This is a genomic window from Compostimonas suwonensis (assembly GCF_002797855.1).
Lineage (GTDB): Bacteria > Actinomycetota > Actinomycetes > Actinomycetales > Microbacteriaceae > Compostimonas > Compostimonas suwonensis.
Genome location: NZ_PGFB01000002.1, coordinates 197646 through 220098, shown reverse-complemented (window position 1 = coordinate 220098; position 22453 = coordinate 197646). Strand labels below are relative to the sequence as shown.

Genomic DNA, 22453 nt, shown 5'->3' with positions numbered 1-22453 from the left:
ACGACTGCGACGAGTCGAGCGCCGGAGACCACAGGAGACGAACACGATGACATCCACCGAGACCGGCAACGACCCCCGCGCGGAGCTCGACGCCTTCCACGAGCGCAGGAGGCGCGCCGTCACCTCGCGTCAGGGCAACCTCGCCCTCGTGAACACGCAGTGGATCACGGGCGACCCGGATGCCGCTGCGCAGCCCGTCTGGGGAGTGCCCGGTCTGTGGTCGCCGCTGCCGAAAGGCGTGTCGGGGCTCAAGGTGACGGCCGCGGCATCCGAGGGCATCGTCGTCGACGGCGAGCTCGTCGACGGCGAGACGATCGTCGCGGGCAAAGACAGCATCAACCCGAGCTCGATCGTCTTCGACGACACCACGACCGGCTACGTCATCGCGAGCGACGACGGAGACTACGCCCTGCGGGTGTGGGACGCCGCGTCGGAGGCGATCGGCGACTTCGGCTCGATCGACGCCTTCCCCTACGATCCCGAGTGGGTCGTCGAGGCGAACTACACGCCCATCGAGGGCGGCTCGATCGTCGGCATCGAGCATCTCAAAGACGAGGGGCGCACCCGCGACAAGGTCGTGCCCGCGAGCATCACCTTCAGCAAAGACGGCGTCGACTACGACCTCGCCGCCTTTCAGGACGACGGCGGGCTGCTGCTCGTCTTCGCCGACGCGACGAACGGCGACTCGAGCTACAGCGTGGGCCGGTTCATGCGCGTGACCCCGGGGCAGAACGGCACCATCACGCTCGACTTCAACCGCGCCTACCTGCCGCCGTGCGCCTTCAGCTACAACTTCAACTGCCCGATGCCGCCGGCGCAGAACCGCTTCGCCGTGCCGATCGAGGCGGGGGAGAAGAACGTGCTCGCCCGCAACGGCGAGCTGCTGCACTGACCGTCTTCAGGCGACGGGCCGGCGTCCGCGACGGGGGCGGATGTCGCTGAGCCCGCGCGCCGCGCCCGGCTCGGCGTCCAGCTGCTCCCTCGCCGCCGTCAGCCAGGCCACCGCCGCGCGAGCGTTCCGGGTCACGGCGAGGCCCGCGAGCCTGTCCTGGACGGTGAGCTCGGCGTCGACCCCGTTCTGGTCGGGAGCGACGAGGCTCCAGTACCCGAGGTAGCGCTCGATCGACTCCTGGGGCCGTGCGCCGGGCAGCGAACTCGCGATGAGCACCCGGTCGAGCATCTCGTCCCAGCCGCTCGTCTTGTCGGTGACGGCGCCGTCGAGCCAGGTCTCCACGTCTCGGCGTCCCGCGTCCGTGAGCTCGTAGAGCGGCAGTCCGTCGTCGGTGGTGCCGGCGATGCGGGCGTGACCGGAGGCGACCACGCGTTCGAGGGTGCCGTAGATCTGGCCCACGTTCACGGAGCGGCGGTGCGGCGCCCGCGACACGAGCTCGCTGTGCAGCTGGAAGCCGTAGGCCGTGCCGAGGGTGAGCACGGCGAGCAGCCCGTTGCGCACCGACATCCGCACCTCTCCCTCTCGAACCGTATTCGTCTACGGAGTATAGATCTGTGCCGACGCCCTCAGACCGCCCCACCCCGGCGCGACTCAAAACGACGGACATCTTCATCCTTTTGCCCCGGTTTCCCGCGAAAAGAGCCATATCGGGCAAAAGATCCGTCGTTGTGAGTCAGCGCGCGAGTGAACGGCGCGCTCGGGAATCACACAGTTGTGATTCGCCCCGCTGTAGGCGATAATTCAAGCAACGGCAGCGATGTCGGCAAAACTTCATAGTGGTGCACGGGCATCCGTTCGTAGGTCGTTGGGGAAGACGTACCTAAACCGAACGGAGGAAAGCCATGACGGCACCAAATGCACGGGGAGTGCTCTATGTGCACTCGTCCCCTGGCGCGCTCTGCCCACACGTCGAGTGGGCGGCAGGTCGCGCTCTCGGTCGTGCGGTCAACTTCACGTGGGCGCCGCAACCTGTGCTCGAGAACACCCATCGCACCGAGTTCTACTGGGAAGGCCCCCAGGGAACCGGGGCGGCGCTGGCGTCCGCCCTGCGCGGTTGGGAGCACCTCCGCTACGAGGTGACCGAGGATGCCGGGCTCGGCACCGACGGCGGCCGCTGGCTGCACACCCCCGACCTCGGCATCTTCTTCGCGCAGACCGACACGGCGGGCAACATCGTCATCCCCGAAGACCGCATCCGCTACGCGATGGAGATCGCCGGCTCGAACACCCTCGAGATGCACCGTGAGCTGCGCCTGGCGTTGGGGCAGGCCTGGGACGACGAGCTGGAGCCCTTCCGGCTGGCGGGCGACGATTCATCCGTCGTCTGGCTTCACAAGGTGGGCTAGACGACCGTGGGATGACGGACAGGGCGCGAGCCCTCACAGACCGCCAGAAGGAGGTCGAGACGGGCGGGAACCGGCATCGGGACGCCGGGGACTGCGACTGCTTCCCTTCAGCTGGCACACGAAAGAGACCCCGACCGGTGGCTTCCCGGTCGGGGTCTCCGTGTTCGTACGAGACGAACGGATGTTGTCAGACGGCCTAGACGGAGCGGAACGCGATGACCGCGTTGTGCCCGCCGAAGCCGAAGGAGTTGCTGATCGCCAGCAGGTCTCCCGAGCCGAGCTCGCGCGGCGCCGTGACGACGTCGAGCACGATCTCGGGATCCTGCTCCGTGAGGTTGATCGTCGGGGGAGCGATGCGCTCCTGCAGGGCCTTGATCGTGAAGATCGCCTCGATCGCGCCGGCGCCGCCGAGCAGGTGGCCCGTCGAGGCCTTCGTGGCCGAGACCGGGATCGCGTCGAGCGCGTCGCCGAAGACCCGGCGCAGCGCCTTGTACTCCGCGATGTCGCCGACCGGCGTGCTCGTGGCGTGGGCGTTGATGTGCGCGACATCCGAGAGGGTCGCGCCGGCGTTGGCCACCGCGGCGATCATCGCGCGAGCCGCCGCCGAGCCCTCGGGGTCGGGAGCCGTGATGTGGAACGCGTCGCTCGTGACCGCACCGCCCACCAGCTCGGCGTAGATCTTCGCGCCGCGCGCCTTCGCGTGCTCCTCGGTCTCGAGCACGATCGCGGCGGCGCCCTCGCCCAGCACGAAGCCGTCGCGGCTGATGTCGTAGGGGCGCGAGGCGGTGGCCGGGGTGTCGTTGCGCTTCGAGAGCGCCTGCATCGAGGCGAAGGAGGCGAGCGGCAGCGGGTGGATGGCCGCTTCCGCACCACCCGCGATGATCACGTCGGCGAGGCCCGCCTGCAAGTGGTCGTAGGCGTTCGCGATCGACTCGGTGCTGGATGCGCAGGCGGAGACGACCGTGCGAGCACCGGCACGGGCGCCGAGGTTCATCTCGATCGCGGCGGCGCCGGCGTTCGGCATGAGCATCGGGACCGTCATCGGCAGAACACGACGCGGACCGCGCTCGCGCAGGGTGTCCCACGCGTCGAGCAGGGTCCAGACCCCGCCGATGCCGGTGGCCCAGTCGACGCCGAGCCGTTCGGGCTCGACATCGGGAGACCCGGCATCCGCCCAGGCCTCACGGGCCGCGATGAGGGAGAACTGCGTCGAAGGGTCGAGGCGCTTGAGCTCGATGCGCTCCATGACCTCGGCCGCGGGCACCTTGGCCTGCGCGGCGAAGGTCACGGGCAGCTCGAGCTCCGCCACCCAGCTCTGCAGCAGGCTGCTCGCGCCGGATTCGCCCGCGAGAAGGGCCTTCCAGGTCTCTTCTGCCGTGCCACCGAGCGGTGACGTCGTACCGATACCAGTGACAACGATTTTCTTGGTCATAACAACTCTCAAAAGGATTACCGGCGCCGAAGCTGCGCCATCGAGGAAGGGTCGGTCCGCGATACTGCGCGGACCGACCTCCGCGTTGGTGGGTAGTTCTCTAGGCCTGTGCCTTGACGATGAAGTCGACGGCGTCGCCCACGGTCTTCAGGTTCTTGACCTCTTCGTCCGGGATCTTCACGTCGAACTTCTCTTCGGCGTTGACGACGATCGTCATCATCGAAATCGAGTCGATGTCCAGATCGTCCGTGAACGACTTGTCCAGCTCGACGGTGTCGGTTGCAATGCCGGTCTCGTCATTGACCAGCTCGGCCAGGCCTGCAAGAACTTCTTCGGTGGACAATGCCATTGTTATCTCCTAGGGGGTGTCGTTGTGACCGTCACTCAGTTTAGACGGCGAGGCGGTTTTGTTCGGATTCCGGCGGGCTCGGCGCCCAGGATCTAGGGCAGAACGACCACTTGGGCGCCGAAGACGAGCCCGGCGCCGAAGCCGATCTGGAGGGCGAGACCGCCGCTGAGCTCGGGGTGGCCCTCGAGCAGACGGTGGGTGGCGAGAGGGATGGATGCCGCCGAGGTGTTGCCGGTCGTCGCGATGTCGCGGGCGATGACCACGGACTCGGGCAGGTCGAGCTGCTTGGCGAACTCGTCGACGATGCGCATGTTCGCCTGGTGGGGGATGAAGGCGGCCAGGTCGGCGGCCGTGATGCCGGCGGCCTCGATGGCCTGCTTGGCGACCTTGGCCATCTCCCAGACGGCCCAGCGGAACACCGTCTGACCCTCCTGGCGCAGCGTCGGCCATTCCGAGACGCCGTCGCGGAACTCGGTGAGGGTGTGGTTCATGCCCACGGCGTCGGCCTTCGAGCCGTCGGAGCCCCACACCGTCGGCGCGATGCCGGGCGTCTCGCTCGGGCCGACGACTGCCGCGCCCGCGCCGTCGCCGAGCAGGAACGAGATCGAGCGGTCGGTGGGGTCGACGATGTCGGAGAGCTTCTCCGCGCCGATGACGAGGGCGTAGTGGGCGGCGCCGGCGCGGATGAGGGCGTCGGCCTGCGCTATCGCGTAGGTGTAACCGGCGCAGGCTGCGTTGAGGTCGTAGGCCGCCGCGGGGTTGGAGCCGACGCGGTCGGCGACCACGGCCGCCATCGAGGGGGTCTGCCGCACGTTGCTGATGGTCGCGATGATCACGAGGTCGATGGCGTCGGCGGGAACACCCGATCTCTCGATGGCCTCTTTCGCGGCATCCGTGGCCAGGTCGACGGCCTGCACGTCTTTCGACGCGCGGCGGCGGGTGACGATGCCCGTGCGCTGCTGGATCCACTCGTCCGAGGAGTTGATGGGGCCGACGAGGTCGTCGTTGGGCACCGTCAGGTCGCCACGGGCCGCGCCGAACGCGAGGATGCGCGTGTATTGCGGGCCGGTGGAGGTCGTGAGGGCAGGCTGCGTCATGGGGTGTCCTTCGTGGTGCTCGTTCAGGCCTGCTGGGCGAGCAGGTCGCGGGCGGCCGAGAGGTCGTCCGGGGTCTTGATGGCGACACTCGGCACGCCCTTGAGGCCGCGCCGTGCGAGGCCCACGAGAGCGCCGGCCGGCGCGAGCTCGATGATGCCCGTGACGCCCGCAGCCGCGAACGACTCCATGCACAGGTCCCAGCGCACGGGGTTGGCGACCTGGCCGACGAGCAGCTCGACGAACTCGGCGCCCGAGTCGACGACGCGGCCGTCTTTGTTCGTCCAGATGGTGAGGGTGGGATCGCTCGGCGTGAAGTCGGCGGATGCCGCGGCCAGCCAGTCGCGCGCCGGCTGCATGTACGTGGTGTGGAAGGCGCCCGCCACCTGCAGCGGGATCACCCGGGTGCCCGGAAGCGGCTCGTCGGCGAGCCGTGCGAGAGGCTGGAGCTCTCCGGCGACCACGATCTGGCCGCCGCCGTTGTAGTTGGCCGGCTGCAGTCCGAGCTCGCCCACATGGGCGACGACCTCGTCGGGCTCGCCGCCGAGCACGGCGCTCATGCCTGTCGGGGTCGCGGCAGCGGCCTGCGCCATGGCGACGGCGCGCTCGCTCACGAACTGCATCGCGTCATCCGGGCTCAGGATGCCGGCACCCGCCGCCGCGGTGATCTCTCCCACCGAGTGCCCGGCGATGCCGCCTACCGTCTCGCGAGGCACGCCCTCGAGCAGACGCTGCAGGGTGAGGAGCCCGGCCGCCACGATGAGGGGCTGGGCGACCGCGGTGTCGCGGATCGTGTCGGCGTCGGAGACGGTGCCGTGCGCGATGAGGTCGAGTCCCGCGGCATCCGAGAACTGCTCGACGAGCGAGCGGGACGCCTCGTCGGCGAGCCAGGGTTCGAGGAAACCGGGGGTTTGGGAGCCCTGACCCGGGCAGACGATGACGATCACCGTTCTAGTCTGTCAATCACCTCGGAGCACCGAGTGTCGATCTTGGACAAGCTATTCGCGAATGCTTTGTCGGTGTCGTACATCAATTGGCTCCACGGCGCCGGGAATTGGGATCCGGTTCGCTGATCGAGCCGAGGATCAGGGCCGCCTGGAGGATGAGCGCCTCCCGTGCGCCGGTGGCATCCCAGCCGATCACCTCCGAGATCCTCTTGAGCCGGTACCGCACCGTGTTGGGGTGCACGAAGAGCTCGCGGGCCGTCGCCTCGAGCGACCGGCCGTTGTCGAGGTAGCACCAGAGGGTCGCGAGCAGCTCGGTCGAGTGCGCCTGGAGTGGTTTGTACACGCGGTTCACGAGGGTCGCGCGGGCGAGCGGGTCTCCCGCGAGGGAGCGCTCCGGCAGGAGGTCGTCGGCCTGCACCGGGCGAGGGGCGTTGCGCCACGAGCGGGCCACCGAGAAGCCGGCCAGCGCCGCGCGGGCGCTCTTCGACGCGTCGACCAGCCCCGGAACCTCGTGGCCGAGAACGAGATGACCGGAGCCGAAACCCGGTTCGAGAGCGGTGGCGATCTCCATAAAACTGTGCACGGGGTCTGCGGTCGCCGGATCGTCGGTCTCGTCGGCCGCGTCGGCCGCGGGCAGGGCGCGCCCGATCACGAGTACAAGACGGCTGCCCTGCACGCCGATGAGCACATCGGCCGACATGTGCCGGGCGGTTCGCCGCAGCTGGTCGACGTCGAGCATCTTCGGCGTCACGCCGACCAGCACGCACACCTCGCCGTGACCGTGCCAGCCGAGGGCGGCGATCCGGCTGGGCAGCTCGTCGTCGTACTCGCCGCTGAGGATCGAGTCGACGACGAGGGCCTCGAGCCGGGCGTCCCACAGGCCGCGGGCCTCGGCCGCGCGCGCGTAGACATCCGCCGAGGCGAAGGCGATCTCGCGCGAGTACAGCAGCACGGCCTCGCGCAGCTCCTCGCTGCCGTCTTTCACGCGGTTCTCGACGACCTCGACGACCACCCGGATGAGCTGGAGCGTCTGCTGCAGGCTCACCGATCGCAACAGCTCGCGCGGGGCGGCCCCGAAGACGTCAGCCGCGATCCAGGGCGTGGCCTTGGGATCGTCGTACCACGAGATGAAGGAGGTGATGCCCGCCTGGGCGACGAGGCCGACGGCCGAGCGCCGCCCCGGCGGCATGTCGCCGTACCAGGGCAGCGTCTCCTCGAGCCGCTTGAGCGTCGCCGTGGCGAGCTCTCCGGAAATCGTTCGCAGCCAGGCGAGCGTCTCCTTCTTCGTTCTCGTCACCATCGCGCGCGACAGGCTAGCTCTCGCCGCCCGCCGTGCCGGTCGTTCCCGCCGTCACGTCGTACAGGCGGTACCGCTCGATCGCCTGTGCGGGGATGGAGGGGTCGAGCTCGCCGCGCGCCACGAGCATCTCGAGCGTGCGGACGACCATCGACGGACCGTCGATCAGGAAGTAGCGACGTGCTGCGGCGCGGGTGTCCGAGAAGCCGAAGTCGTCGGCGCCGAGAGTCGCGAAGTCTCCCGGAACGAACTGGCGGATCTGGTCGGGCACGGCGTGCGTGTAGTCGGAGACCGCGATGACCGGGCCACGGGCATCCGCGAGCTTGGTCGTGATGTACGGAACCCGGCGCTCGGCGTTCGGATCGACGAAGTTGTGGTGCTCGGCTGCGAGGCCGTCGCGGCGCAGCTCGTTCCACGAGGTGACCGACCAGACGTCGGCCGAGACACCCCAGTCGTCCTGCAGCAGCTGCTGGGCCTCGAGGGCCCACGGCACCGCGACGCCCGAGGCGAGCAGCTGGGCGCTCGGCCCCTGCTGCGAGCCCGTGCTGATGCGGTGGATGCCGCGCACGATGCCCTCGACGTCGACGCCCTCCGGCTCGGCGGGCTGCACGAGCGGCTCGTTGTAGACCGTGATGTAGTACATGACGTTCGGGTCCGGGTGGGTTCCGCCGTACATGCGGTCGAGGCCGGAGCGCACGATGTGGCCGATCTCGTAGCCGTAGGCCGGGTCGTAGGCGACCACGGCCGGGTTCGTCGACGCGAGAAGCGGCGAGTGCCCGTCGGCGTGCTGGAGGCCCTCACCCGTGAGCGTCGTGCGGCCTGCCGTGGCGCCGATCATAAAGCCGCGGGCCATCTGGTCGCCCGCCGCCCAGATCGCGTCGCCCGTGCGCTGGAAGCCGAACATCGAATAGAAGACGTAGACCGGGATGAGCGGCTCGCCCTGCGTCGCGTACGAGGTTCCGACGTTGGTGAACGCGGCGAGAGCACCGGCCTCGTTGATGCCGACGTGCAGGATCGTGCCCTGGGGGCTCTCCTTGTAGGCGAGCAGCAACTCCCTGTCGACCGAGGTGTAGTGCTGGCCGTTCGGGTTGTAGATCTTCGCGTTCGGGAAGAACGCGTCCATTCCGAAGGTGCGCGCCTCGTCCGGGATGATCGGCACGATGCGGGCGCCGAAGTCCTTCGCCCGGATGAGGTCTTTGAGCAGTCGCACGAACGCCATGGTCGTGGCGATCTCCTGCGTGCCGGAGCCCTTCTTCGCGATCGCGTAGGCCGAGTCATCCGGGAGCGTGATCGCCGTGTGGTTCGTACGGCGCTCGGGCAGATAGCCGCCGAGTGCACGACGGCGCTCGTGCAGGTACTGGATGGCCTCGTCGTTCTCGCCGGGGTTGTAGTACGGCGGGAGGTAGGGGTTCTCTTCGAGCTGCGCATCCGTGATCGGGATGCGCATGCTGTCGCGGAACTCCTTGAGGTTGTCGAGCGTCATCTTCTTCATCTGGTGGGTCGCGTTGCGGCCCTCGAACGACGGACCGAGCCCGTAGCCCTTGATGGTGTGGGCGAGGATGAGGGTCGGCTGGCCCTTGTGCTCGGCGGCCGCCTTGAACGCCGCGTACACCTTGCGGTAGTCGTGGCCGCCGCGCTTGAGGTTCCAGATCTGCTCGTCGCTGTAGCCCTCGACGAGCTTGAGCGCGCGCGGGTCGCGGCCGAAGAAGTTCTCGCGCACGTAGGCGCCGCTCTCGGCCTTGTAGGTCTGGAAGTCGCCGTCGGGCGTGGTGTTCATGAGGTTGAGCAGGGCGCCCTCGGTGTCGCGCTCGAGCAGCTCGTCCCACTCGCGACCCCAGATGACCTTGATGACGTTCCAGCCCGCTCCGCGGAAGAAGCTCTCGAGCTCCTGGATGATCTTGCCGTTGCCGCGCACGGGGCCGTCGAGGCGCTGGAGGTTGGCGTTGATGACGAAGGTCAGGTTGTCGAGGCCTTCGTTCGCGGCCACCTGCAGCTGACCACGGCTCTCGACCTCGTCCATCTCGCCATCGCCGAGGAAGGCCCAGACGTGCTGGTCGGAGGCGTCTTTGATGCCCCGGTTGGTGAGGTACTTGTTGAGCTGCGCCTGGTAGATCGCGTTGATCGGGCCGAGACCCATCGAGACCGTCGGGAACTGCCAGAACTCCGGCATCAGACGGGGGTGCGGATACGACGAGAGCCCGCCGCCCGGATGCGACTTCTCCTGGCGGAAGCCGTCGAGCTGGTGGGCGGTGAGCCGGCCCTCGAGGAAGGCACGGGCATAGGTTCCGGGGGAGGCGTGCCCCTGGATGAAGATCTGGTCGCCGCCGCCCGGGTGGTCCTGACCGCGGAAGAAGTGGTTGAAGCCGACCTCGTAGAGGGCTGCGGATGACGCGTAGGTGGAGATGTGGCCGCCGACGGCGATTCCGGGGCGCTGCGCACGGTGCACGAGGATCGCGGCGTTCCAGCGGATCCAGGCGCGGTAGCGGCGCTCGATCTCTTCGTCGCCGGGGAAGTCGGGCTCGTTCTCGGGGGCGATCGTATTGATGTAGTCCGTGGTCGGAACCATCGGAACGCCCAGGTGCAGCTCGCGGGATCGCTTGAGCAAGCTCAGCATGATCTCGCGTGCTCGACCGCTTCCCTGCGCCGCGACGAGGGAGTCGAGGGACTCAGACCACTCCGCGGTTTCCTCGGGATCGGAATCGACATCACTGAACGAGTACGGGTCCTGGTCGTTGACAGTCACACTCGACCTCTCTTGTTCGACAGGCACTGCATTCGGCAGATCGTGCCTTGATTCATGTGTGCGGCTCGCTCGGCCCGGGGTCGGATTGCGACCCACCGGGAGCACCACGCCAGCCTACTGATTCTACGTCCGTCTCGCGGACGCCATGACGTTCCTTGGGACTCGCGCCAGACAGGACTAGTATTGCCCATCGTGTTTGGCTCAGCTTCTCGCTGGGCCCGAAAGGAATCATGATGGCTCTGGAGAATGACACCCAGGCTCCGGACTTCGAACTCGCCAACCAGTACGGCGAACTCATCCGACTGAGCGAGTTCCACGGCAAGAAGCCCGTCGCGCTCGTCTTCTTCCCGCTCGCCTTCTCCGGCACCTGCACGGGTGAGCTGTGCGAACTGCGCGACAACCTCAGCCTCTTCGCCGACAACGGGATCGAGCTGCTCGGCGTCTCCGTCGACTCGAAGCACACGTTGCGCGCCTGGTCGGTGCAGGAGGGCTACACCTTCAACCTGCTCGCCGACTTCTGGCCGCACGGGGCGGTCGCGAAGGAGTACGGCGTCTTCCTCGAGCAGAAGGGCTTCGCCAACCGCGCGACGTTCCTGATCGACCGCGAGGGCATCATCCGTGCGAGCTTCATCACGGCTCCGGGCGAAGCCCGCTCCCTCGAGGCCTACAGGGCCGCGCTCGAAGAGCTGCAGCCCGCCTGATCTCGAGCAGCCGACGAGTCAGCCGATGAGGCTGACCGCCCGCGCGATCACGAGTGCCAGGATGATGAACCCGGCGAACGACTCGAGACCCATGAGCAGCTTGGCGCGGTGGGAGAGCGGCATCGTGTCGGTCGGGCTGAACGCCATCGAGTTCGACAGCGAGAAGTAGAAGTAGTCGACGAACTGCGGCACCCAGTCGCTGCCGATCGACGAGCGCTTCGCCACCTCGGTGACCGCGTCGTGGTCTTCGTCCTGCGGAAAGCGGAAGTCGGCGGGCGGGAGCTCGTCGCGCGGGCTCATCGCGCGCTTGATGGCGCCACCTCGGTCGATGTCCCAGTAGACGAGCGCGAAGGCGATGACGTTGGTCAGCCACACCTCGAGGGCCGCGAGCAGGAGGGTCGGGCCTTCGTGCACCCCCGAGACGAGCAGGACGATGAGCTGCACGAGGGTGAGCTGGTTGGCGGCCAGCAGCAGGAAGGTGAGCCCGAGCGACGCCCTCCTCGACCAGCGGCTCTCGCGGTTGAAGCGGCGCGGGTTCACGACGATGAGCGGGACGAGCAGAAGAGCGCAGGTGACGACGACCACATAGCGCTGAACGCTCAGGAGGTCGAAGGGCAGGAAGCTGTAGAGCAGAAGCGCCGCGACGACGGCGATGAGGGCGGGTACGCGGTGTTCGGGCCGAATCGTCCTCGAAGGGTGCTGAGTCACCACAGGAGCTTATTGCCTGTACCATTGTGGTTCGTCGCCTGAGGCGATGAGGGGCCTTTAGCTCAGTTGGTAGAGCGCCACGTTTACACCGTGGATGTCATCGGTTCGAGCCCGGTAGGGCCCACTTCGCAGAGACCTCAGCGACGTTGTCCGCACACGCCGCTCATGTCGCTGCGCCGTGCGGCGAACACTCAGTCCGAGTGGGTGGCGTCGGTCAACGCAGCTTGCGCGCCCCAGCTGGCGAGGATACGAAGCGCGTCTTCTGACGGCGAGCCCTTCTTCGCGGTGTAGAGGAACATCTGCTGGTCAGGCTCTTCGGGAACGGGGAAGGTCTCGTACTCGATCTCGAGTTCTCCGACGAGCGGGTGCATGAGGTGCTTGGTGCCGGAGGCGCACTCGTAGACCCTGTGTTGAGGCCACCATTGGCGGAACTTGTCGCTCTTGACCGTGAGCTCTCCGATGAGCTCGTTGAGTTCGCGGTCGTTGGGGTGGCTGGTCGAGTCCCGGCGCAGGATCGCGGCCATATCGGCGGCTGCGGCATCCCAGTCGAGGTAGCGGGCGTGTCCTTCAGGGTCGAGGAATGCCCAGCGGGCCAGGCTTCGGGCCAGACCGGTCTCCGTCGTGAAGTCGCGTAGAAGCACCTTCGCGAGCTCGTTCATGGCGAGCACGTCCATCCCGACGCCGAGGATGAACGCCGCGGTGTTGTCCATCTGGTCCATCATCTGGCGCAGGATGGGCCGCACCTTCGTGGCGCGCTTCTGCGGAGCCGGGCGACCGGAGGCTGGAGAGAACAGGCTGAAGAGGTAGCTGCGTTCGGTGTCGTTGAGTCGCAGCGCTTTACACAGCCCATTGACGACGGCGTCGGAGGCGTGCTTGATGCGACCCTGCTCCATCCGTGTGTAGTAGTCGACGCTCATCCCGGCCAGCATCGCCACCTCGTCCCGCCGCAGACCGGGTACCCGGCGGGCGGTGAGGCTGCCGACGCCAAGGCCGACATCTTGAGGGCTCACCCGTGCGCGGGCAGAGCGGAGGAAGTCCGCGAGGGTCGAGGTGTTCTCCATCCCTCGATTATCCGCCGTGCTGATCGCACGTGGGTAGGTCAGTTCTTCCTAGGCAGAACGTGTCCTGCCCCGAGCTTCCGCGAGCTTGTTGACTCTCAACGTCGGCTCTCAAGGGCCGGCGGAACCACCATCGCGATATCGATCAAGGAGTTTTTTATGTACCACATCGCCGTTTCCTGGGACGTCCAGCCCGAGCGTGTGAAGGAGTTCATCGCCGCCGCACTGAAGGATGGCCGCGAGGCCGGTGCCGCCGAGGAAGGCACCCTCCGTTTCGAGCTGATCGCCGACCCCGAGAACCAGAACCGTTTCTATCTCAACGAGGCTTACGCGGATGAGGCGGCATTCGACGCTCACGCTGCGGGCGAGTTCTTCAAGGAGTTCTTCGCCGAGGTCGGCCCGTACTCGGAGATCAGCTGGCTGTTCAAGGGCACCACGGTCACCGAGTGACCTGGGCCTGAGACAGATCGAGATTCACGAGAAGAGACCCCACTGATGACCGACACACTGGTCCTCGTGGCCGACTTCCAGGCCAAGCCCGGTCAGGAGGACGCGCTCAGCGCCGCACTCGCGGAGATGATCGCGCCCTCCGAGGCCGAGGCCGGATGCCTCGGATATCGGCCCCTCATCGACCCAGCCAGACCTGGCGCGATGATCTGCTTCGAGGAATGGACCGATGAGGCGGCGCTGGAGTTCCACTTCCAGACTCCGCATTTCAAGAAGATCGCCCGGATCCTCGACGAGATCCTCGCCACGCCATTCACCCTGCGCAGGCTCACGCAAGCACCTGCGTCAGCCTGAGGCGTCCACCCGCGGTGCGCCTCAGACGCACTGCATCACTAACCCGTTGTGATCAATAAGAAGGCCAACCATGACATCCACCCTCGCGCTCAGCGCACCTCACCCCAGAGCGGCGTTCGAGAAGATCACGATCGAACGTCGAGTGCTTCGCGCCGACGATGTCCTGATCGACGTCAAGTACGCCGGGATCTGCCATTCCGACATCCACCAGGTGAACGAGGACTGGGGGCCGGGGAACTTCCCGATGGTCCCCGGCCACGAGATTGCCGGGATCGTCGCCGCGGTCGGACCCGACGTGACGAAATTCCGCGTCGGTGACCGGGTGGGCGTCGGCTGCTACGTCGATTCCTGCGGACACTGCGAGAGCTGCCTCCGCGGCGACGAACAGCTGTGCCTGAACACCCCGGTCGCGACCTACAACGGCCGGGAATACGACGGAACCCTCACCTATGGCGGCTACAGCCGCAGCATCGTGGTGAAGGATCACTTCGTCGTGTCGATCCCGGACACAATGGACCTCGCCGCCACCGCGCCGCTGCTCTGCGCGGGCATCACCGTCTACGCGCCTTTGGTGCGGTTCGGGGCTGCGGGTAAGAACATCGCGATCATCGGGATGGGCGGGCTCGGCCATGTCGCGGTGAAGATCGCTCACGCGATGGGCGCCATCGTCACGGTGCTCAGCCAGTCGCTGAGCAAGAAGGACGATGGACTCGCGTTCGGCGCCGACCACTACTACGCCACGAGCGACCCGGAGACCTTCACCGCGCTGGCGGGAAGTTTCGACTTCATCCTCAACACGGTCTCGGCGGACATCCCGTTGAACGACTATCTGTCGATGATCAAGACCAACGGGTCGTTCGTCAACATCGGGTTCCCGTCCGAGCCCTACAGTCTGCACGCCTCCGCATTCGTCCTGCAGCAGCGCGCAATCGTCGGCTCGAATGTGGGCGGCCTGGCGGAGACGCAGCGGATGCTGGACTTCTGCGCCGAGCACGGCATCGTGGCGGAGATCGAACTCATCGGTATCGATCAGATCGAAGACGCCTACCAGCGGGTCGCGACCAGTCGCGTCCGCTACCGCTCCGTCATCGACATCGCCGGCACCCTCGTCGCCTAGACCCCTTCCCCGGCAGCACGCACCGACTCGACCGACGAGCCGCCGGCCAATGACAGGAGTCACCATGTCCAACGCCCTCGGCCTCATTCGGGCCGACCACGTCGCCCTCCGGGTCCCGGATTACGACGCCACCATCGCCTTCTACACCGACATCCTCGGCTTCGAACTCGTCAAGGAATGGACCCTTCCGGACGCACTCCCGGGAGCCCGCTTCGCGCACGTCGCCCTCGGCTCCTTCGAGGTCGAGGTCATCGGCGGGGGCCAGCTGACCACGATCGTCCCGACGCTCGATGTCGGCGACCACCTCGGTCGCGGCGGCTACGGTCACCTGTGCCTGCGCGTGAAAGACCTCGACGCCACCGTCGCCGGCCTCAAGGACAACGGGGTCGCGATCCTTGCCGAGCCGTTCGAGGTCGAGCCCATCGGCCAGCGCCTCGCGATGATCTACGACAACAGCGGCAACATCATCGAACTCGCTCAGGCCACCGTCTAGCCATCTCAGGGTGGGCTGTCGCACTCTCCTCCTTCGAGGAAGGCCGCCACTCACCCTCATCAAAATAAGCAGAGAACAGATCAAGGGAAAGAGCACATGAACAAGATCACACTCGGCGGACTCACTGTCGGACGCGTCGGCCTCGGCGCCATGACGATGTCTGCCTACTACACCGGTGCCGGCCAATACGACGATGAGGCGGAGCGCACCATCCACCGGGCACTGGACCTCGGCGTCGACTTCATCGACACCGCAGAGGTCTACGGGCCCTACACGAACGAGGAACTCGTCGGCCGCGCGCTGAAGAACCGGCGCGACCAGGTCGTACTGGCCAGCAAGTTCGGATTCATCTCCCACCTCGACGATGGGGCCGGTCGTGACCTCGACTCGCGTCCGGAGAACGTTCGCGCCGCTCTCGAAGGCTCGCTGCGGCGGCTGCAGACCGATTACATCGACCTCTACTACCAGCACCGTGTTGATCCCGCGGTGCCGCTCGAGGATGTCGTCGGCACGTTGGCGGAGTTCGTCACGGAGGGGAAGATCCGCCACATCGGTCTCTCGGAGGCGGGTCCGGAGACAATCCGCCGCGCCCACGCCGTGCACCCGATCGCCGCACTGCAGACCGAGTACTCGCTCTGGACCCGCGACGTCGAGTCGGAGCTGCTCCCACTCGTCACCGAGCTCGGCATCGGATTCGTCGCCTATTCGCCTCTGGGCCGTGGGTTCCTTACCGGCAAGTTCCGCTCCCTCGCTGACTTCGCGGCCGACGACTTCCGGCTGACGAACCCGCGGTTCACCGAGGAGAACTTCCGCACGAACCTCGCGCTCGTCGACGAGGTCGAAGCGATCGCGACCGACGCCGACGCCACCCCGGCGCAGGTCGCACTGGCATGGCTGCTGACCCGCTCCGAACACCTCGCCGTCATCCCCGGCACCAAACGAGTCGAACGTGTCGAGGAAAACACCGCCGCGGACCAGGTTCAGCTCACCGCCGAGCAGCTCGCCCGCGTCGACGCCCTGCGCCCGGCGGTCGGCGACCGCTACGGCGCAGGCGACCTGTCGGGCATCAATCAGTAGACGGCACGCCACATCAAGATTCAGGGTCTCATCGCCAGGGGGACGCGCTTCGCGACGCACTCGCCGCGATGATCGCGCCCTCCGAGACCTCGCCGAATTTCTCTCATCCGGTGAGCTCTTTGCGCCGGAACAGGAGAGCGGCCGCGATCACCAGTACGACGGCAGCCGTGATCGACACCAGTAGGGGCCACAGCAGCTCGGGTACCGGCTCCTCGGCGGCGAGTGCGGCCGCCTGGCCGGCGAGTCCGGCCGGTGAGTGGTCGCCCAGGGGTTTCCAGAGCGCCCCGATGGTGAGGAGCACGAAGACTCCGACACCCGCGCCGGCGGCGCCCGCCGCCGAGGGGATCAGAACCGAGAGGAACGTCATCATCGCGATGTAGAAGATGCCGAGCACAAGCCAGTTCAGAGTGCTCGACCACAGCGGTTCGAGGGGTGCCTGGCCGAAGACCGCGGCCGTGAGGCCCCACGTCACCAGTGCGCCGATGATCACCAGCACGGCGAGGAACACCGTGTGGACGACTGCCTTCACGGCGACGAATGCGCCGCGTGACATCGGTTTGGTGAGCACCAGGATCGCGGTGCCGCTCGAGGTCTCGGACGAGACGATTCCGCCGTAGATGATGATGAGGGCGAAGAGGAAGATCTGGCTGAGGTTCTTGATCCATTGCGCGTAGGCGTCGACATAGCTCGCGGGCGGAAGGGCGATCGCCTCGAACTGGTCGCCGCCCACGGCTCCGAGGATCTCGGGTGTGTAGCGGGCGAGCAACGGCGAGGAGATCGCGAAGAAGAGGATGATCGCCGGCAGCACCCAGATCCGCCAGGTGCGGACGATCTCGAGCGTCTCCTTGCGCGCGAACACGAGGGTGGCGTTCACTGCTCGCCCCCGACCAGTTCGACGAAGACCTCTTCGAGGCCGATCTCCCCGGCTTCCAGCCGCGCGAGGCCGCTGCCTCGTGCGGCGATGATGGCCGGGATGTCGTGCTGAGCCGCGCCGAGGTCGGTGACCGTGATCTCGATCGCGCCCTGCGCTCCACGGGTCGTCGCGGTCGCCCAGGGGCGCTCGCTGAGCTCCTTCGCGACGGCGTCGGCGTTCTCGGTGACCTCGACGACGACCTTCTCCTTGCCGTATCGCGCCTTCAGCTCGGCGATCGGGGCCTGCGTGACCATGCGTCCGCGGTCGAGGATCGCGACGGTGTCGCAGACCCGCTCGACGTCGCCGAGGATGTGCGTCGAGAAGAAGACGGTGGTGCGCCCGCGCAACGAGGCGATCATGTCGAGCACGTCTTTGCGCCCCATCGGGTCCAGGGCGCTGGTGGGCTCGTCGAGCAGCAGCAGCCGGGGCGCGTTGATGAGGGCCTGGGCGATGCCGAGCCGCTGCTTCATGCCCCGTGAGTAGCCGCCGACCGTGGTCGTCACGCCGGCGAGACCGGCAAGGTCCAGAAGCATGTCCGTCCGATCGCGCAGAACGGCGCCCGACATCCCGAACAGACCACCGGCGAAGCGCAGGAGCTCCGGTGCCGTCATCCAGCCGTAGAAGGCCGGCACGTCGGGAAGGAACCCGATCTCGGAACGCACGGCGTTGCCGCCCGCGCCGACGTTCTGTCCGAGTACCTGGATCGACCCGCTCGTCGGCCGTGCGAGCCCCGTGACGAGCCGGAGGGTCGTGGTCTTCCCAGCGCCGTTCGGACCGAGGAATCCGAAAACGGACCCCTCCTGGACATCGAGGTCGAGGGAGTCGAGGACGAGCTTTGAGCCGTAGGACTTCGTCAGTGCCGTGGCACGGATCGCGGCGCTCACGGCTGCCTCGGTTTCTCGTCCGTGTAGAGGGCATCGGCGATGTCGGCGCTCGATCGCCTCTGCTCGACCACCGGGTGGTCGACGGCCTGTTCCTGCTTGCGGCCGATCGCGAAGTACAGGATGGGGCCGATGAAGCTGAAGAGGACGATGACCACCACCCAGACCCACTTGTTGCCGGTCGCGACGGTCGCTGCGGGCCGACGGTACAGATTGACGAGCGCGACCACCGCGAGGGCGATCTGGATGAGCAGCAGCACACCCATACCGATCAGGACGACGAGGGGAACGGTGGAGAGGTCCAAGTTTGTTCTCATAATCGTGAACGTTATCAGATTTGTGATCGGTTGGTAGACTCATCGACATGACAAGCTCCGAGATTCTGCTGCACCCGGTGCGCTTGCGGATCGTGCAGGCGTTCCTGGGCGACCGAGCGCTCACGACGACACAGCTCGCGGCCGAGCTCGATGACGTGCCCGCGGGAAGCCTCTACCGTCACGTCGCGCTCCTGGCCGACGCCGGCATCCTGCGAGTGGCGGCCGAGCGTCGGGTCCGCGGGAGCATCGAGCGCACCTATATCCTGGCTCAGGCGGCGGCCTCGATCGGCCCGGCGGAGTTGGCGACGATGACCCCCGAGCAGCACAGCCGGGCGTTCCTGGCCTTCACAGCGGGGCTGCTCGCCGACTTCGACAGGTATCTGGCCGCCGGCACCCCCGACCTGGTGCGCGACGGCGTCGGCTATCACGTCAACGCCATGTGGCTGACCGATGCGGAGTTCCTCGAGTTCGCACGGGATCTCACGACGGTGTTCCTGCCGAGGCTCGCAAACGGGCCGGCGGAGGGGCGTAAGCGGCGGGTGATAGCGAATGTGATCCTGCCCGCGCCGGAGAAGCCCGCGGGGTAGCGCTCAGCTGCGGCTGACGAGGTCGGCCTCGAAGCGGTTTCGGGGAGGGCGACGTGGGGCTGATCCGCACGCGGTCGCACGTTGTCCGGATTCGGGTGGTTCCTGGCGGAATCGACGCTGCGACGAAAGCCGTTCGCCGCGAGGCTGAGATGGAGTGCGATCCGATCACACGGAGGATTCGACGATGGATGCTGAGCCGACGACCACGAACACACCACCCCTGATGCGGGCACTGCGCGCGCACGAGAAGGGCGGGCCCGAGCGGCTGGTGTACGAGGAGGCGCCTCGGCCCGTTCCCGGCCCCGACGAGATCCGTGTCGCCGTGCGGGCGGCGGCGATCACCTTCGCCGAGCTGAGCTGGCCGGAGACCTGGGAGGCCGGTGGCAGGGACCGGACGCCGATCATCCCCTCGCACGAGTTCGCGGGGGTCGTCGACGAGCTGGGCCCGGGTGCGAGCGGCGTGAGCGTGGGCGACTCGGTCTTCGGGCTGGTTCCCTTCGACCGCGACGGGGCCGCAGCCGAGTTCGTGGTCGTGCCGGCCGCGTGCGTCGCGCGGAAGGAGACCACGGTCTCCGACGTCGACGCGGCCGCCGCCGTGCTGCCCGCCCTGACCGCATGGGAGGCGCTGCGCGATCAGACCCATCTGGCCGCAGGTCAGCGCCTCCTGATCCGCGGCGGAACCGGGGGAGTCGGGGCTTTCCTCACGCAGTTCGCGCACGGCATGGGCGCCGAGGTCACCGTCACCGTCACCTCCTCCGCGTCCGCGGCCCGCGCGCGAAGCCTCGGTGCCGATCACGTCGTCGTGGCAGCCTCACCCGTCGAGGCAGGCGATCCGCTGGGGTTCGACGTCGCGATCGACGCCGTCGGCGACGACGTTCCGGAGTGGATGTACGCCTCGGTCCGCCCCGGCGGTCAGCTCGTCTTCCTCCACCAGCCCCCGAGCCAGGAGCTGGCCGGCAAGTACGGCGTGAACGCGGACTTCTTCGTCGTCAGCACCGAACACGACAGGCTGGAGGAGCTGGCCGCCGTGCTCGCTGCGGGAGGGGTCGACGTGGCGATCGCCCAGACCTTCCCTTTGGCCGAGGGCAGAGCCGCCTACGAGAGCGGGTCGTTGCCGAAGCCCGGCCCGGGAAAGACCGTCATCGTCGTCTCCTAGCCTCCAGCGCTGCTAGAGCCGCCCGAGCGCCGAGAGGAAGCGTTTGGTGTAGGCGAGAGCCGGAACCTGCGGCGTCGAGTTGCAGGTGTTCGACAGCGCGGTCGACCCGCACGGCACGTCGCGGTCGAGCGACCAGTAGTGGAGTCCGGCCAGATCGTTGCGCACGGCGTAGGCCGTCATCTCGTCGATGTCCTGCAGCGTGAACACCTCGTCGAGGATGTCGTTCACCGCGATCATCGGGGTGAGCTCGATCCTGTCCAGCGGGATCGCGGGGTAGCTGTGACGGAGGTTCGCGACCGCCTGGATCGCCGACTTGCCCATGTCGCAGAGGCTGCCCGACATCACGCAGACCGAGGATGACGCGGGGCCGTAGTCCATCACCATGAGGTTGATCGTGTAGTTGCGCAGGCCGGAGGTGAGCACCGTCTTGATGACCGTGTCGCCGGTGGGGTTCACCCCTCCGTAGCTGCCGTCCGACGCCCCGAGAGTCGCGATGGTGAAGGAGAAGCGCAGCTCCGGGTACCTGTCCTGGACGGCCACCGCGGCGTTGACCTGGTTGCGGATGTCGGCTTCCGACTGGCCTCGCTCGATGTCGAAGTCGACGCCGACGAGGTTGTCGCTCGCGTAGCGGTCGATGAAGGTGCGCATTCCGGCTGCCGAGGAGCAGGTGAAGCTGCCCGCCGCGCCACCGGTGCCGAGGATGTAGTCGTAGTCGACCGCATCGAGACCCGCGATGTTGTCGGCGGCGAACGCCTGACCGGGCACGGCCGCCCAGTTCTCCGTGCCGCACTCGCCGGTGGCGAAGGCCAGCGTGATGGTGTTCAGCTCGGGCAGCGTCGAGTTCAGGGTCGTGCCTGTGCCGACGAGCGGGGTCGGCGATCCGTTGACCGCCGTCGTCCCCATCGTGTAGCCGGTGCTCCAGAACATGGCCTGCGCGATGTCCTTGTACGGGCTGAACACCAGGCCGTCGGGGGCACCCGTCACAGGCGGGGTGCCGTCGTCGGGGTCATCGGTGGGAGTCGGGGTCGGTTCGGGTGCGCCGGTGCCGCAGCTCGTCTCCTTCCAGTACTGCGGAGCCGCGCTCGGCGACCACCAGTTCGGCGCGAACGTCGACTCGTAGGCCTTACCGTTGAAGGTGACCTTGTCGCCCTTCACATAGGCGGGGTCGCCCGAGTAGGGCTGCGAGAAGGGCCGGCACGTCTCCGGCGTCGGAGACGCTGTGGGGCTCGGGGTCGACGTGGGCGTCGAGGTCGGTTCCGGCGTGCCGCTGCCGCAGCTCGTCTCCTTCCAGTACTGCGGAGCCGCGCTCGGCGACCACCAGTTCGGCGCGAACGTCGACTCGTAGGCCTTACCGTTGAAGGTGACCTTGTCGCCCTTCACATAGGCGGGATCGCCGGCGTACGGCTGCTGGAACTGCGCGCAGTTCGTCGATTCGGCCGCCGACGCGGCCGCGGCGGTTCCCGCCACTGCGGCAGTCGCCACGAGGCCGAGAACCGCGATCAGCGTCGTCGCGCGGCGCAGAAGGCCTCGTTCCGCGGGCTTGCCGAGCTGCCGTCCCGCACGTCGGCCGCGCGCTGCCGCCCCCGCCTCATCCTCGGATCGCATCGTTGACATGGTCATCCCTTCCAGAAACGCTGCTGTGTGAACCGGGTGAACCGCCGACCTGATCTAGTGAGGTCGATGCCGAGTGTACTTGTCCCCGGAAGACGCTCGGTGCCCGAAACGATGCAGAATCCCGGCTAGAGCCGTCGGCTCGGGGTGTCGTAGCTCCCGGGTGCCTGACACACCCGTCCGGACCGACACATGCCGCGGGTTGGACGCAGTAGGAGCGGGGACTATTCCAGCGAGCTCACTGCGTGGCGACCCGCACCCCGGCGGCGGGGAGGATGACCGTGTCGATGTTCGCGATCAGGAACTCGCGGTCGATGGGCTCGCCCAGCATGAGCACACTGTAAGCGACCATTGCGGGGCCGATCATGCAGAGCTTCTCGATATCGGAGTCCGCCGGGATCTCGCCGCGATCCATGGCGCGCTGGAAGAAGATCCGGTTGACGGTCGCGCGGGGCTCGACGAGCGCATCGCGAGCTGCGGCGGCGAGCTCGGGGTTGCGGGCGATCATCGACACGATCCCGGCCATCACCCGGAGCTTGCGCTCGTGGTCGCGGATGCCGTGCGGCTTGATCATCGCGATGAGGTCGCCGCGCAGGGTGCCCGTGTCGGGCAGGGCGTCGAAGTCGATGTCGTTCGACTTCATGCAGGCCACGGCGTCGAGCACGAGCTCGGGCTTGGACGGCCATCGGCGATAGAGGGTCGCCTTGCCCGCTTTGGCGCGGGCCGCGACCATGTCGATGGTCATGCCGTCGTAGCCGGTCTCCGCGAGCACGTCGATCGCGGCATCCAGGATCTCGGGGTCACGGGTGTGATCTCTTTTGCGCCCGAGCCGGGGTTTCACGTCGTCGAGGTCGGTGTGCGTCATCGCAGCCG

Annotated in this window: 24 protein-coding genes and 1 tRNA gene; 11 read left to right on the top strand and 14 right to left on the bottom strand. The window is 67.5% G+C overall.

What is annotated here, in order from left to right; all coding sequences use genetic code 11:
* Positions 1-46 precede the first annotated feature (46 nt).
* Positions 47-892: a DUF1684 domain-containing protein gene (locus CLV54_RS04845; RefSeq protein WP_100343833.1), complete on the top strand. Its 846-nt coding sequence runs from the start codon at positions 47-49 to the stop codon at positions 890-892.
* Positions 893-898: 6 nt separating this feature from the next.
* Here CLV54_RS04845 and CLV54_RS04840 read toward each other — a convergent pair whose 3' ends face one another.
* Positions 899-1459: a PadR family transcriptional regulator gene (locus tag CLV54_RS04840; RefSeq protein ID WP_100343832.1), complete on the bottom strand. Its 561-nt coding sequence runs from the start codon at positions 1457-1459 to the stop codon at positions 899-901.
* Positions 1460-1794: 335 nt separating this feature from the next.
* Between CLV54_RS04840 and CLV54_RS04835 the strand changes: the two genes are divergently transcribed.
* Positions 1795-2298 carry a DUF3145 domain-containing protein gene (locus CLV54_RS04835; protein WP_100343831.1) on the top strand — a complete coding sequence of 168 codons (504 nt, stop codon included), beginning with the start codon at positions 1795-1797 and terminating at the stop codon, positions 2296-2298.
* A 196-nt stretch (positions 2299-2494) separates the two neighbouring features.
* On the opposite strand, the gene CLV54_RS04830 is transcribed toward CLV54_RS04835, so the two are convergent.
* From CLV54_RS04830 to aceE, 6 genes are all read right to left on the bottom strand, one after another.
* Positions 2495-3730, bottom strand: coding sequence for a beta-ketoacyl-[acyl-carrier-protein] synthase family protein (locus tag CLV54_RS04830; protein ID WP_100343830.1), 1236 nt, complete (start codon positions 3728-3730; stop codon positions 2495-2497).
* A gap of 100 nt (positions 3731-3830) precedes the next feature.
* Positions 3831-4079, bottom strand: a complete 249-nt coding sequence (locus CLV54_RS04825) for an acyl carrier protein (RefSeq protein ID WP_100343829.1) — start codon at positions 4077-4079, stop codon at positions 3831-3833.
* Between the two features lie 92 nt (positions 4080-4171).
* A complete protein-coding gene (locus CLV54_RS04820; protein WP_100343828.1) occupies positions 4172-5176 on the bottom strand; it encodes a beta-ketoacyl-ACP synthase III in 1005 nt (334 codons plus the stop codon).
* Positions 5177-5199: 23 nt separating this feature from the next.
* Positions 5200-6120 carry an ACP S-malonyltransferase gene (locus CLV54_RS04815; protein ID WP_100343827.1) on the bottom strand — a complete coding sequence of 307 codons (921 nt, stop codon included), beginning with the start codon at positions 6118-6120 and terminating at the stop codon, positions 5200-5202.
* Between the two features lie 82 nt (positions 6121-6202).
* Positions 6203-7420, bottom strand: a complete 1218-nt coding sequence (locus tag CLV54_RS04810) for a PucR family transcriptional regulator (protein WP_100343826.1) — start codon at positions 7418-7420, stop codon at positions 6203-6205.
* Between the two features lie 13 nt (positions 7421-7433).
* Complete coding sequence (aceE, locus tag CLV54_RS04805) at positions 7434-10160, bottom strand: pyruvate dehydrogenase (acetyl-transferring), homodimeric type (RefSeq protein WP_100343825.1); 2727 nt, start codon at positions 10158-10160, stop codon at positions 7434-7436.
* A gap of 233 nt (positions 10161-10393) precedes the next feature.
* On the opposite strand from aceE, the gene CLV54_RS04800 reads away from it, so the two are divergent.
* The gene (locus tag CLV54_RS04800) at positions 10394-10861 is read left to right on the top strand and encodes a peroxiredoxin (RefSeq protein WP_100344373.1); all 468 of its coding nucleotides are present in this window, start codon (positions 10394-10396) and stop codon (positions 10859-10861) included.
* 18 nt (positions 10862-10879) lie between these two features.
* Here the strand turns inward: CLV54_RS04800 and CLV54_RS04795 are convergent, their stop codons facing one another.
* Positions 10880-11569 carry a hypothetical protein gene (locus tag CLV54_RS04795; RefSeq protein ID WP_100344372.1) on the bottom strand — a complete coding sequence of 230 codons (690 nt, stop codon included), beginning with the start codon at positions 11567-11569 and terminating at the stop codon, positions 10880-10882.
* A gap of 51 nt (positions 11570-11620) precedes the next feature.
* On the opposite strand from CLV54_RS04795, the gene CLV54_RS04790 reads away from it, so the two are divergent.
* Positions 11621-11693, top strand: a tRNA-Val gene (locus CLV54_RS04790).
* A gap of 67 nt (positions 11694-11760) precedes the next feature.
* On the opposite strand, the gene CLV54_RS04785 is transcribed toward CLV54_RS04790, so the two are convergent.
* Positions 11761-12630 (bottom strand): helix-turn-helix transcriptional regulator, encoded by an 870-nt coding sequence (locus tag CLV54_RS04785; RefSeq protein WP_100343824.1) that lies wholly within the window; start codon positions 12628-12630, stop codon positions 11761-11763.
* A gap of 156 nt (positions 12631-12786) precedes the next feature.
* Here CLV54_RS04785 and CLV54_RS04780 point away from each other — a divergent pair, with 156 nt between their 5' ends.
* The 5 genes from CLV54_RS04780 (at position 12787) to CLV54_RS04760 (ending at position 16115) form a co-directional block, all read left to right on the top strand.
* Complete coding sequence (locus tag CLV54_RS04780; protein ID WP_100343823.1) at positions 12787-13077, top strand: putative quinol monooxygenase; 291 nt, start codon at positions 12787-12789, stop codon at positions 13075-13077.
* 45 nt (positions 13078-13122) lie between these two features.
* On the top strand, positions 13123-13428 hold the full coding sequence (locus CLV54_RS04775; protein WP_100343822.1) for a putative quinol monooxygenase: 306 nt from the start codon (positions 13123-13125) through the stop codon (positions 13426-13428).
* 70 nt (positions 13429-13498) lie between these two features.
* Positions 13499-14545 carry an NAD(P)-dependent alcohol dehydrogenase gene (locus tag CLV54_RS04770; protein WP_100343821.1) on the top strand — a complete coding sequence of 349 codons (1047 nt, stop codon included), beginning with the start codon at positions 13499-13501 and terminating at the stop codon, positions 14543-14545.
* A 64-nt stretch (positions 14546-14609) separates the two neighbouring features.
* A complete protein-coding gene (locus CLV54_RS04765; RefSeq protein ID WP_157802807.1) occupies positions 14610-15038 on the top strand; it encodes a VOC family protein in 429 nt (142 codons plus the stop codon).
* Between the two features lie 96 nt (positions 15039-15134).
* Complete coding sequence (locus CLV54_RS04760) at positions 15135-16115, top strand: aldo/keto reductase (RefSeq protein ID WP_100343819.1); 981 nt, start codon at positions 15135-15137, stop codon at positions 16113-16115.
* 103 nt (positions 16116-16218) lie between these two features.
* Here the strand turns inward: CLV54_RS04760 and CLV54_RS04755 are convergent, their stop codons facing one another.
* From CLV54_RS04755 to CLV54_RS04745, 3 genes are read right to left on the bottom strand one after another with little or no spacing between them, the layout of a single operon-like run.
* Entirely contained in the window at positions 16219-16989 is a 771-nt protein-coding gene (locus CLV54_RS04755; protein ID WP_157802806.1) for an ABC transporter permease, read from the bottom strand.
* Positions 16986-17912: an ABC transporter ATP-binding protein gene (locus CLV54_RS04750; protein WP_100343818.1), complete on the bottom strand. Its 927-nt coding sequence runs from the start codon at positions 17910-17912 to the stop codon at positions 16986-16988. Before CLV54_RS04750 ends, CLV54_RS04755 begins: the two co-directional genes overlap by 4 nt.
* Entirely contained in the window at positions 17909-18226 is a 318-nt protein-coding gene (locus CLV54_RS04745) for a PLD nuclease N-terminal domain-containing protein (RefSeq protein WP_211294453.1), read from the bottom strand. The genes CLV54_RS04750 and CLV54_RS04745 overlap by 4 nt, the downstream gene beginning before the upstream one ends.
* Before the next feature lie 47 nt (positions 18227-18273).
* Here CLV54_RS04745 and CLV54_RS04740 point away from each other — a divergent pair, with 47 nt between their 5' ends.
* Positions 18274-18813: a helix-turn-helix domain-containing protein gene (locus CLV54_RS04740; RefSeq protein WP_100343817.1), complete on the top strand. Its 540-nt coding sequence runs from the start codon at positions 18274-18276 to the stop codon at positions 18811-18813.
* A gap of 184 nt (positions 18814-18997) precedes the next feature.
* On the top strand, positions 18998-19969 hold the full coding sequence (locus CLV54_RS04735) for an NADP-dependent oxidoreductase (RefSeq protein ID WP_211294452.1): 972 nt from the start codon (positions 18998-19000) through the stop codon (positions 19967-19969).
* Between the two features lie 12 nt (positions 19970-19981).
* Here the strand turns inward: CLV54_RS04735 and CLV54_RS04730 are convergent, their stop codons facing one another.
* Together CLV54_RS04730 and CLV54_RS04725 are read right to left on the bottom strand one after the other, a co-directional pair.
* On the bottom strand, positions 19982-21583 hold the full coding sequence (locus CLV54_RS04730; protein ID WP_157802805.1) for a carbohydrate-binding protein: 1602 nt from the start codon (positions 21581-21583) through the stop codon (positions 19982-19984).
* 235 nt (positions 21584-21818) lie between these two features.
* Positions 21819-22445, bottom strand: a complete 627-nt coding sequence (locus CLV54_RS04725) for a TetR/AcrR family transcriptional regulator (RefSeq protein ID WP_100343815.1) — start codon at positions 22443-22445, stop codon at positions 21819-21821.
* Positions 22446-22453: the final 8 nt, after the last annotated feature.